Origin of the sequence: Bradyrhizobium sp. CIR48 (assembly GCF_014198315.1) — a bacterium.
Lineage (GTDB): Bacteria > Pseudomonadota > Alphaproteobacteria > Rhizobiales > Xanthobacteraceae > Bradyrhizobium.
The window spans coordinates 1,074,665-1,086,077 of the sequence record NZ_JACIHG010000001.1; the positions used below are offsets into that span (position 1 = coordinate 1,074,665).

An 11,413-nucleotide genomic window follows, 5' to 3' on the forward strand; every position below is an offset into this window, starting at 1 on the left:
GGCATGTCGTCGTCAGCAGGCATGTCGCAAATCACGTGCCAACGCCGATTTGAGGCTCCCCAACACGTTAGATGGTTAGGGCGTGGTTGATTGTGGCGTGGCCGGCAGGAATTGACCGGCGCCCTCCAATGCCTTCGGCAATTCCTGCCCGCTGTAATCGCGGACCTCGGTTGCATTTGCGCGCGGTCGTTCACACAGCGTTAACCGCGCTTCCTAACTTCGCCTCCACACCGTTCCCGTAAACCAACGGATGTTTTTGGGGCCAAGAATTGATCCTGACGTGTGCACGGCAACGATCCAGCATGATGACGAGATTCGGCAGCCGCCTCTTTGACCAGGCCTTCGTGCGCAGCGGACCGATCCGCTGGCTGGTCGTGGGCGGCACGCTGCTGATCGCGGCCATCGCCGTCGGCTCTGTCCTGATGGCGCAGAATTTCCGCGAGCGGGCGCTGCGCAACTCCAGCCGCGAGCTGGAAAACACCGTGCTGCTGCTCACCCATCATTTCGATCAGCAATTGCAGGACTTCGCGGTCATCCAGAAGGATTTCGTCGACCACGTCCGCACGACCGGAATCACGACCGTCGAGGACTATCGCAAGCGCCTTTCGGGCCAGGACATCCACCGGATGCTGCGCTCGAAGATCGAGGCGCTGCCCTACATCGGGGGCGTCAACATCATCGATGCCGAAGGCAATCTGATCAATTCGTCGTCGGCATGGCCGGCTCCGAAGGTGAGCGTTGCCGATCGCGCCTATTTTCGCACCTTCAAGGATGATCCCAATTCGCCGGATGTCCTGATCGAGCCGCTGCACAGTCGCATCTCCGGCGCCTGGACCGTCCTGATCGTGCGCAAGATCGTCGGGCCGAACGGCGAGTTCCTTGGCACCGTTGGACGCGGCATCGAGCCCGCCAATTTCGAGAAATTCTTCGCATCCGTCGCGCTCGGTGAGGGTGCGACGATCTCGATGCTGCATCGCGACGGGACGCTGCTCGCCCGCTATCCCCACTCCAGCGAATTGATGGGGCGGAATTTCAAGTCTGGTCCGGTGCAGCATCAGAGGGTTTTCGACCTCGATCACTTCGCCGGCCGTTTCACGAGCCCGGTGGACGGAGAAGACCGGCTGATCTCCTCGCGCGCGTTGCCCCATTTCCCGATCCTGATGATGGCCACCACGACGCGCGCCTCCGCCCTGACGGACTGGCGCGAGCAGATCGGCATGCTGATCTCGATCGCCGCCTCTTCCGCACTCGCCATCGCAGGCTTGCTGATCGCGATCGTGCGCAAGCTGCTGGAGCAGCACCGCCTCTCGCGGGAACGGCTGACGCTGGAAAAGCAGCGGCTCGATCGCGCCGTCAACAACATGACGCAGGGACTCTTGCTGTTCGACGCCGAGCAGCGGCTGGTGGTCTGCAACCAGCGCTATCTCGAAATGTACGGATTGTCGGCCGAGATCGTGAAGCCCGGCTCGAGCTTCCACGACATCATCGCCCATCGCAAGGCGACCGGCTCGTTCACGGGCGACGTCAACGACTATGTCGTGCGCGTGCTGAAGGGCGTCCATACGCGCAATTCCATGGTGGTCGACACCTCCGACGGCCGCTCGATCCACATCCTCAACGAGCCGCTCACGGACGGTGGCTGGGTGGCAACCCATGAGGACATCACCGAGCGCCGCCGGATCGAGGAGCGCATCACCCACCTCGCCCATTACGACGCGCTGACCGACCTGCCGAACCGCACCATGTTCCACGAGCATCTGCGCGAAGAGCTGGCCGCGGTCGGCAACGACGAACAGATCGCGGTGCATTACATCGACATCGACGAGTTCAAGGGCGTCAACGACGCGCTCGGCCATCTCGTCGGCGACGAGCTGCTGAAATCGATTGCCGCAAGCCTGCGCCGCTGTGCCGGCCCGGCGGATTTCGTGGCGCGGCTCGGCGGCGACGAGTTCGCCATCGTCCAGAGCGCGGTGGCATCGCTCGACCAGGTCAACGAGCTCGTCGCACGGGTCTTCGCCGCCATCCGCGCGCCGTTCGACTGCATGGGCCACCATCTCACCACCGACGCCAGCATTGGCATTGCGCTCGCGCCGGAACACGGCACGGCGCTCGACCAGGTCCTCAAGAACGCGGACATGGCGATGTACGCCGCCAAGTCCGCCGGACGCCGCACCTATCGCTTCTTCGAGCCGGAGATGGATGCCAAGGTCCGCGAGCGCCGGCAGCTCGAGAGCGACCTGCGCCACGCCATCGCCCAAGGGGGGCGCGACGGCGGCCTCGAGGTCTATTACCAGCCCTGCCTCAGCCTGAAGGACGATCGCATCACCGGCTGCGAGGCGTTGGTGCGCTGGCGCCATCCCGCGCGCGGCATGGTCTCGCCGGCAGAGTTCATCCCGATCGCCGAAGATACCGGCCTGATCAACGAGATCGGCGAATGGGTGCTGGCGACCGCCTGCCGGGACGCTGCGAACTGGCCCGACGATATCCGCCTCGCCGTCAACGTCTCGCCGGTGCAGTTCAAGAGCGGCACGCTGGCACTGAAGATCATGGCGGCGCTCGCTGCTTCCAACCTGCCGGCGAGCCGGCTCGAGCTCGAGATCACCGAGGCGGTGCTGATCCGCGACGACGACACGGCGCTGGCGATCCTGCATCAGCTGCGCGCCATCGGCGTGCGCATCGCGCTCGACGATTTCGGCACCGGCTACTCGTCGCTGAGCTATTTGCACCGTTTCCCGTTCGACAAGATCAAGATCGACCGCTGCTTCGTCGACGACATCGCCGGCCCCGACGGCTCGGCCAGCATCGTCCAGGCCGTCGTCAATCTCGCGGCCGCGCGCCGCATGACCACCACGGCCGAGGGCGTCGAGACCGAGGAGCAGCAGCGTCTGCTCCGCGCGCTCGGCTGTTCCGAGATGCAAGGCTATCTGTTCAGCGCCGCGAAGCCCGCCGACAAGGTGCTGGAGCTGTTCGCGCTGCATCGCAGCCGGCTCGCCCAGCGCGGCGGCGCGAAAGCCCGCCGCCGCGAGGCGAGTTAGGTCCGCTGCAGACACCGCTAAGGTCCCAAACGAAATCGCCCGGGAGCGGTCGTCCACTCCCGGGCGATATCGATGTCTCGACGTCGTAAGCCTAGTTCGGCACCGCCGCCTTCGACGCGGGCTTTGCGGCTACTGCATTCGCGCTCACGCCGTGCAGGAAGTCGTACGCGGCATGCAGGGCCTTGTCGTCCTCCTCCTTCGGCGGAACGTAGGACTGCGATCCGGTCTGCTCGCCGCCCTCGCCGGCTGAGAGATGCCCGCGCATCTGGGACTCCGCCATGGTGTCCATGCGGCCCTTCAGCTCCGGCGGCACGTCCTGCAGGATCTCTATGTCGGGAGCGATGCCCTGGGCCTGGATCGAGCGGCCCGACGGGGTGTAGTAGCGCGCCGTGGTCAGCGCCAGCGCGCCATTGCCGGCACCGAGCGGAATGACCGTCTGCACCGACCCCTTGCCGAACGAGCGCGTGCCGATGATGGTCGCGCGCTTGTGGTCGTGCAGCGCGCCGGCCACGATTTCGGAAGCCGAGGCCGAGCCGCCATTGACCAGAACCACCAGCGGCTTGCTCTTGGTGAGGTCGCCGCCATGCGCAGTGAAGCGCTGGGTCTCTTCCGGACTGCGGCCGCGGGTCGAGACGACCTCGCCGCGCTGGAGGAAGGCGCTCGACACCGACACGGCCTGGTCGAGCAGTCCACCCGGATTGTTGCGCAGGTCCATCACGTAGCCGGTGAGCTTCTCCTGCGGCACCTGCTTGGAGATCGCGGCGATCGCCTTCTTCAGGCCGTCGGTGGTCTGCTCGTTGAACGAGGTGACGCGGATATAACCGATGTCGCCGTTCTCCACGTGGAAGCGCACCGGGCGCACATGGATGATCTCGCGCGTGATCGCGACGTCGAGCGGCGCGTCCGCGCCCTTGCGCACGATGGTGAGCTTGGTCTTGGTATCGACCGGGCCCTTCATCTTGTTGACGGCCTGCTCGAGCGTCATGCCCTGCACGGCCTCGCCGTCGATCTTGCTGATGAGGTCGCCGGACATCAGGCCTGCCTTCGAGGCGGGCGTATCGTCGATCGGCGAAACGACCTTGACGAGGCCGTCTTCCATCGTGACCTCGATGCCGAGGCCGCCGAACTCGCCGGAGGTGGTCTCCTGCATCTCGGTCCAGGCCTTAGCGTTCATGTAGCGCGAATGCGGGTCGAGCGAGGTCACCATGCCCGTGATCGCGCCTTCGATCATCTTGGCGTTGTCGGGCTTCTCGACATAGCTCGCCTTGACGCGCTCGAACACCGTGCCGAACAGGTTGAGCTGGGAATAGGCATTGTCCGCGCTCGCTGCCGCCCGTGCCGCCCATACACCACCGTGCGGGCTGGCGACCAGAAGGGTGAGACACGCTCCGGTGAGCGCGCCCAGAGGGAACAGCAGGGTTTTCCGCATGGATGGGCTTGCCTTTTTGCTTGGCGGTTCGCTTGAGCTTGCTTGGGCTCGTCTCTCGAGACTTGGGAAGCAGACTTGGGAGGCGCCATGCAATTTGGCGATCCAGTCCACTTCTCACAATACCATTCTGGTTTCTTCAAGGCCGGGACGCACCGCCGACCGGTACACCGCAGAAATCGCTTCGTTCGGACCTAAACTTTTGGCAACGTTGCAGGACTGGCCCGCCCCCAAAGGTACCTAAAGGGGCAATCGGTGCGCCCGTCCACGCCGCGCAGCCATGCCATTTTAGGATGGTTTTGGAGCGCTGGACGGGTTAGGCGATGACACAAGGCTTCAAATTCTCGGGAGGATAACAATGAACGAAGCACCCCGGATCCGGCCGGAACGGAACGTCGAACTCGGCGCCAGCAACGAGCCGTTCCAGAACCTGCACGAATTCATTCGGAAAGCGCGGGCCAACCTCAACCAGAACGCCTGGGACTACATCGTGGGCGCCGCCGAGACCGAAACCACGATGCGCCGCAACCGCATGGCGCTGGACGAGATCGCCTTCCGCCCGCGCGTGCTGCGCGACGTCCGCAAGGTCGACGGCTCGGTTCAGCAGTTCGGCCGCAGGATGCGCCTGCCGGTGGTGCTCGCCCCCGTCGGCGCGCTCGAGATCTTCGATCCGGATGGCGCGGCGAGCGTCGCGCGCGCTGCCGGCACCTTCGGGGCAGCACACATGCTGAGCTCGGTGTCCGAGCCCGGCCTGGAGCAGACCGCCGAAGCCGCACCCGATGCGCTGCGGCTCTATCAGCTCTATGTCCGCGGCGACGACGCCTTTGTCGCCGATGTCGTCAGCCGGGCCGAGAAGAGCGCCTATGCCGCCTTCTGCCTGACCGTCGATACCGCCCATTACAGCCGTCGTGAGCGTGACATCGCCAAGCGCTATGTTCGCGAAAGCCGCCTGCGTGCCACCGGCGGCGATTTCCAGAAGGGCCTGGAGTGGCGGACCGTGAAGATGATCAAGGACAAGTTCAGGATTCCGCTGATCCTGAAGGGCATCGCCACCGCCGAGGACGCCCTGATCGCGATCGATCACGGCGTCGAATGGATCTACGTCTCCAACCATGGCGGCCGCCAGCTCGACCACGGCCGCGGCGCCATGCATGTGCTGCCCGAGATCGTCGAGGCCGTGAAGGGCCGCGCCAAGATCATGGTCGATGGCGGTGTCTGTCGCGGCACCGACATCGTCAAGGCGATCGCGGCGGGCGCGGACATGGTCGGGATCGGCCGGCTGCAATGCTGGGCGCTGGCGGCGGCTGGCGAGGCCGGCGTCGCGCGGATGCTGGAGCTGCTGGAGGACGAAGTGCTGCGCTGCCTCGGCCTTTTGGGCGCCACGTCATTTGCCGAGGTCGACAAATCCTGCCTGCATCCGGCGACCGCCACCAACGCGCCGAGCGTCTTCAGCGCATTCCCGCTATTCGACCACGATCCCTATCGATACTGAGTGAAAGGATGCAAGTGAACTCGCTTTCTCCCGGCAGCGCGGATGCGCTTCTGTTCGATCTCGGGCGCGTGGTGCTCGACATCGACTTCTCCAAGGCGATCGCCTGCTGGGCGGGACATGCCGGCTGCCAGCCCGAGGCCATCGTCGCGCGCTATGTGCGTGACGAGGCTTACCGGCTGCACGAGGTCGGCAGGATCAGCGACGAAGACTATTTCGCCTCGCTGCGTGCTTCGCTCGGCATCGGCATTTCGGACGCCCAGTTCCTGGAAGGCTGGAACGCGATCTTCGCCGGCGAGATGCCTGACATCGCCGAGCTGCTGCCGCGCGCGGCGAAGCAGATGCCGCTCTACGCCTTCTCCAACACCAACCGGCCGCATGTCGACTATTTCTCGAAGGAATACGGCGAACTGCTCGGCCATTTCCGCGCGCTATATCTGTCGTCCAGCATCGGCCTGCGCAAACCGGATGCGGAAGCCTTCGACCATGTCGTCGCCGCCATCGGCGTGCCCGCAGGACGTATCGTTTTCTTCGACGATCTCGCCGAGAATGTTGAAGGCGCGCGGTCGCGCGGACTGACAGCGGTGCATGTGACGTCGCCGCGCGACGTCGGGAACGCCTTGACGGCGTTGGGCATCTGACGATCTCCGCGCAGCGGGAGACGCCAACGTCGCACAAGTCTTCCGGAACCAATTTTGCCCAAAATGAGGAACCAGAGCGCTTTGTGCATTTTTGTACGGAGTTCCGGGAACGGAATGGCCCCTTACGGACTCTTGAGTCCGTTGGGACTTCTACACCGGACTTATGCACGTGCTGGGCAAAACCTATCTCACCAAGCAAGCCTCTCTTCTGCTTGAATTCGCAAGAACCACCTCGGATTCTGACCTTTCCGCCAAGCTGATCAGCAAGGCCGCCGACCTGAAATCCCAGGCCGATCCGCTGCCCGACAAGGATCAAGGCCCGAAGGCTCCCGACGTCGCGCTGGACGCCGGGCCGGACCGGCCGAGCGGGAGTTGAGCGATGCTGGCTGTGGCGCTCGTCATTCTCGTCCTCGCCATGGCCACCCTCCTGCCGATCGGTCTCGCTCTCTGGATCATGCCACGCCAAGCCTGAGCCTGCCTTCCATCCAGGGCTAAAGCGGCAGGATAAATCCTGCCCGCTCCGCCATTTTGCCTCTGCCCCCGCGCTCGGCTAGAAGACTGTCGGAACATTTCATCCAAACGTGCCGAGCAGGAGTTTCGCCGTGGCCTTGATGCCGGTTTCCGACGCCCTTGCTGCGGTGCTGGCGGGTGCAGAGCCACTGCCTCCAGAGATGGTTTCACTCGACGAAGCCTACCATCGCGTGCTCGCGCAGGACGTCGCTGCGCGGCGCACCCAGCCGCCCCAGGCGATGTCGGCGATGGACGGCTATGCCGTGCGCGCGGCCGATGCGGCAACAATGGATTCCACGCTGACAATGATCGGTGAGGTCGCGGCGGGCCGTCCGTTCACGGGAAAGGTCGGCGCCGGCGAAGCCGTGCGGATCTTCACCGGCGGCGTCGTTCCGGACGGCGCGGATGCGGTCGTGATCCAGGAGGACACGATCGCCGAAGGCAAGCACATAACGATCAAGGAAGCCGCGATCGTGGGTCGGCACATCCGCCCCGCCGGCGTCGATTTCCGCGAGGGCGACGTTCTCCTGCGCAAGGGAACCCGTCTGACGGAGCGCGATCTCGCCCTCGCCGCCGGAATGAACCACCCGCAGCTCGCCGTTTGCCGCCGTCCGAAGGTCGCGATTCTCGCCACCGGCGACGAACTGGTGATGCCGGGCTCAACGCCCGGGCACGGCCAGATCGTCTATTCCAACGGCTATGCCCTGCACGCGCTCGCCCGCAGCGAAGGCGCCGAGACCATCGACCTCGGTGTCGCCGCCGATACGCTGGAGGCCACCACCGCCGGCATCCGCCGCGCGCGCGAAAGCGGCGCCGACATCCTGGTCACGACCGGAGGCGCATCGGTCGGCGACCACGATCTGGTCCAGCAGGCGCTCAAGGACGAAGGCATCGCGATGGCGTTCTGGAAGATCGCGATGCGGCCCGGCAAGCCGATGATGCACGGACGGTTAGGGGCAATGGGCGTCATCGGCCTGCCCGGCAATCCCGTGTCGTCCTACGTCTGCGCCTTCCTGTTCATGGTGCCGCTGATTCGCGCGCTGTCGGGCCGTTCGGTGATTCATCATCATCGCGAGCGCGTCGTGCTGGGCCGCGATCTCGGCGCCAACGACCAGCGCGAGGATTATCTGCGCGCGCGCCTGGAAAAGCGCGACGACGGCACGCTCGTTGCCCTTCCCGTCAGCCATCAGGACTCCTCTCTGCTTGCGAATCTTGCTGCAGCACAGGTACTTCTCGTGCGCGCACCGTTTGCGCCGAAGGCCGAGGCCGGCAGCCCCTGCGAGGTGTTGCGGCTCCCCGTCTGAACTGCGCGGCCACACGCATTCCGTGAGTTTCGTTCTGTTCACGGTAAATTAAGCAGTTGCGGAACACATATCGAACATATAGTGTCCGTTCATGATTTGTTTCGAGATGTAGCGGCTTATCGCTGAACTCATCGTCTCGGAATCGAACGACATCAACCGGGGGACTTTGTTCGAGATGTTAACGCGCAAACAATACGAGCTTCTGCGGTTCATCAGCGAGCGCTTGAAGGAAAGCGGCGTGCCGCCGTCCTTCGACGAGATGAAGGATGCGCTCGACCTACGCTCGAAGTCAGGCATCCACCGCCTGATCACCGCGCTCGAGGAGCGCGGCTTCATCCGCCGCCTGCCCAACCGCGCCCGGGCCATCGAAGTGATCAAGCTGCCGGAGCTCCAGGCTGCCGCCGGCAACCGACGCGGCTTCACGCCAAGCGTCATCGAGGGCAATCTCGGCAAGCTACGCGCGAGCTCCAGCCCGTCCGCGGACGAGGGCGAGCGACCCGTTGCGGTGCCCGTGATGGGCCGCATCGCGGCCGGTACTCCGATCGAGGCTTTGCAGACCCGCAGCCACACGATCAGCGTGCCGCCCGACATGCTCGGCTCCGGCGAGCATTACGCGCTCGAAGTGCGCGGTGATTCCATGGTCGAGGCCGGCATCCTCGACGGCGACATGGCGCTGATCCAGCGCAACGAGAGCGCCGATACCGGCGACATCGTGGTGGCACTGATCGACGACGAGGAAGCCACGCTCAAGCGCTTCCGCCGCCGCGGCGCCTCGATCGCGCTGGAGCCCGCCAATGCCGCTTATGAGGTGCGCATCCTGCCGCCGAACCGCGTGAAGATTCAGGGCAAGCTGATCGGGCTTTACCGCAAGTACTGATACCGGAAGTACTCGATACCGAAGTCTTTAGCGCCTCGCGCGCGCCTTCGATCGGCCTCGCCGATCAGAGATTGGAGCGGATAACGGTCCGCTCCGGCTGGATAGTCTTTCTGGTATCGCACAGATTGTCCGGCCCCTCCTCCTTGCGCGACATCCTCGGCAGGCCGCGCGACGCAACATCGCTTCGCGGCCTTTCGAGTTCGAGGGGGACGGCCCAAATGCGCAGCTCGTTTGAGTGCAACCGCAGCAACGCTGATCGCAACATCAGCATCGCAAGCCGTTGCTGCGCAAGCGCATCACTCCGCCGGTCGTTGACAGGCGCGGTTGTCGAGACGCGGCTGCCAAATGCACGGAAGCCGACTTTGTTCCTAACAAATTCGGAAAAGATGGAAAAGATAATGTGATCGGGGCTCGCGGATCCCAGCCGCAGATTTGCCTACAACCGAGCAGACCGTCACGTGCTTCCACTCTGGTAGGGGCCTGCGCCTCCGAAAGAGGTGCGGGTCGCTATCTCTGCATTGAGGAGCACCCGATGTGTGACTACAGCCTGCATGCCGTCGCGACGCGCCCCGCAGAAGTCGGCGAGACGATCGTTACGACAACATTCCGCGGCACCTCGACGCGCGGCTTCGCCTCCGAAGCCGATCTCTCCGTCGCGGTCTGCCTGCTGCCGGGGACGGAGCTCGCCTTCGCCGACGACGTCCGTTACGACAACCGCTGGATCTGGACGCGCACCGTCAACTCCCGCGTCGGCAAGTTCGGCAAGATCGATCCGCACATTCCCGATCGCCATCATGACGCGATCGAATTCCCGGACGGCAAATCCGTGCTGGTGACGCAACTGGTCGAAGGCCAGCGCGCAACCGTGCTGCAACTGCCGGTGACCCAGCCGATCGGCGAGCGCGAGCACAAGCCGCAGATCATCGCCGACAGTCGCCCGACGGTCACACGACTGCCGATCGGCTGACGCCCTCCGCCCGATAGGCCGAGGGCAAGGATTGAAATGCCGTCGCCGGCCGAGGCCGGCGAGCCCGGTGGGTTTTTGTTTCATGAAATTCGATCGGCGAGCGCCGCCGCCTCGCCTCGTCGCCGCACGAAGTTTGAGCCGTGCTGCCTGAATTTTGAACGTCCGCTCCGCAGCCAAATGACCGATGCTGTCGTGGTTTGAGGCGGCGGACACGCTCGATGAAAACCTTCATTCGCGTCGTTGAACTCTGGGTGCCTGACCGGACGCGCATGCGGCTGGAATTCGGCGGCGGCCTCTACGATGAAGGGCTGTCCGCGTTCAAGGCCGTCAGCGAAGAGCTGCACTTCGGATATGACGAGGGGCTTCCAGGCAAGGCCTGGGCCTGCGGCCATCCCGTCATCCTCACGAAATTCGCCAACTCCTATTTCAAGCGAACCGATCAGGCCGTCGCGGCCGGCCTCACCTGCGGCGTGGCGGTGCCGCTGTTTGCAGGCGAATTCCTGCAAGCCGTGATGGTGCTGTTCTGCGGCGACGACGAGGCGCATGTCGGCGCGATCGAGCTCTGGCACAACGATCCTGATCTCTCCCACGAGATGGGCCTCGTCGACGGCTATTACGGCGCGGCGGACATGTTCGAATTCAACTCCCGCCACACCAGGTTTCCTCGCGGCTTCGGCCTGCTCGGACGCACCTGGAAGGCGGGCCTGCCGCTGATCATCAAGGACCTGCACGACGCCAAGAGCTTCCTGCGCTGGGAGGACGCCGCCAAGGTCGGGATCAATCTGGGGGTCGGCGTACCCTACCGAACCGGCACCGACCAGACCTGGGTTTTGACATTCCTCTCGGCGCAGGCAACGCCGATTGCGCGACGCTTCGAGATCTGGGTCCCGAACGAGGCCCGTTCGGCACTGGTCTTTCGCGCCGGCGATTGCAGCGCGCAGACCGACCTTGCCGCACGCTATGCGGACAAATCCATCGCCCGAGGCGAAGGCAGCATCGGCGGCGCCTGGGCCACCGGCATGCCCGCGCTCAACGACGATCTCACCCATGACGGCTCGATCGCCGGGTTCGAGGCCTGCGCAGCCGGGCTGAACCGGATGGTGGCCCTGCCAGTCATCGGCAACGCAAGGCTCGAGGCCGTGCTGGCCTGGTATCTGTAACCGA

The 11,413-nt window shown here is 64.6% G+C and carries 9 protein-coding genes; 8 read left to right on the plus strand and 1 reads right to left on the minus strand.

Translation table 11 applies throughout. From position 1 onward, the window contains the following. Window positions 1–302: 302 nt before the first annotated feature. Window positions 303–3,035, plus strand: coding sequence for an EAL domain-containing protein (locus GGD66_RS05270; protein WP_092256990.1), 2,733 nt, complete (start codon window positions 303–305; stop codon window positions 3,033–3,035). A 91-nt stretch (window positions 3,036–3,126) separates the two neighbouring features. On the opposite strand, the gene GGD66_RS05275 is transcribed toward GGD66_RS05270, so the two are convergent. Beyond that, window positions 3,127–4,464 (minus strand): S41 family peptidase, encoded by a 1,338-nt coding sequence (locus GGD66_RS05275; protein WP_183257029.1) that lies wholly within the window; start codon window positions 4,462–4,464, stop codon window positions 3,127–3,129. Between the two features lie 355 nt (window positions 4,465–4,819). On the opposite strand from GGD66_RS05275, the gene GGD66_RS05280 reads away from it, so the two are divergent. The 7 genes from GGD66_RS05280 (at window position 4,820) to GGD66_RS05310 (ending at window position 11,409) form a co-directional block, all read left to right on the plus strand. Further along, a complete protein-coding gene (locus GGD66_RS05280; protein ID WP_018320262.1) occupies window positions 4,820–5,953 on the plus strand; it encodes an alpha-hydroxy acid oxidase in 1,134 nt (377 codons plus the stop codon). 8 nt (window positions 5,954–5,961) lie between these two features. After that, on the plus strand, window positions 5,962–6,591 hold the full coding sequence (locus GGD66_RS05285; RefSeq protein ID WP_183234383.1) for an HAD family phosphatase: 630 nt from the start codon (window positions 5,962–5,964) through the stop codon (window positions 6,589–6,591). A gap of 169 nt (window positions 6,592–6,760) precedes the next feature. Next, on the plus strand, window positions 6,761–6,967 hold the full coding sequence (locus GGD66_RS05290) for a hypothetical protein (protein WP_049814976.1): 207 nt from the start codon (window positions 6,761–6,763) through the stop codon (window positions 6,965–6,967). A gap of 226 nt (window positions 6,968–7,193) precedes the next feature. Beyond that, a complete protein-coding gene (glp, locus tag GGD66_RS05295) occupies window positions 7,194–8,405 on the plus strand; it encodes a gephyrin-like molybdotransferase Glp (RefSeq protein ID WP_183257030.1) in 1,212 nt (403 codons plus the stop codon). A gap of 175 nt (window positions 8,406–8,580) precedes the next feature. Further along, entirely contained in the window at window positions 8,581–9,282 is a 702-nt protein-coding gene (gene lexA / locus GGD66_RS05300; protein ID WP_026202323.1) for a transcriptional repressor LexA, read from the plus strand. 532 nt (window positions 9,283–9,814) lie between these two features. Beyond that, window positions 9,815–10,249, plus strand: coding sequence for a hypothetical protein (locus GGD66_RS05305; RefSeq protein WP_018320255.1), 435 nt, complete (start codon window positions 9,815–9,817; stop codon window positions 10,247–10,249). Between the two features lie 218 nt (window positions 10,250–10,467). Continuing rightward, window positions 10,468–11,409, plus strand: a complete 942-nt coding sequence (locus GGD66_RS05310; RefSeq protein WP_183257031.1) for a GAF domain-containing protein — start codon at window positions 10,468–10,470, stop codon at window positions 11,407–11,409. The last annotated feature ends 4 nt before the right edge of the window (window positions 11,410–11,413 follow it).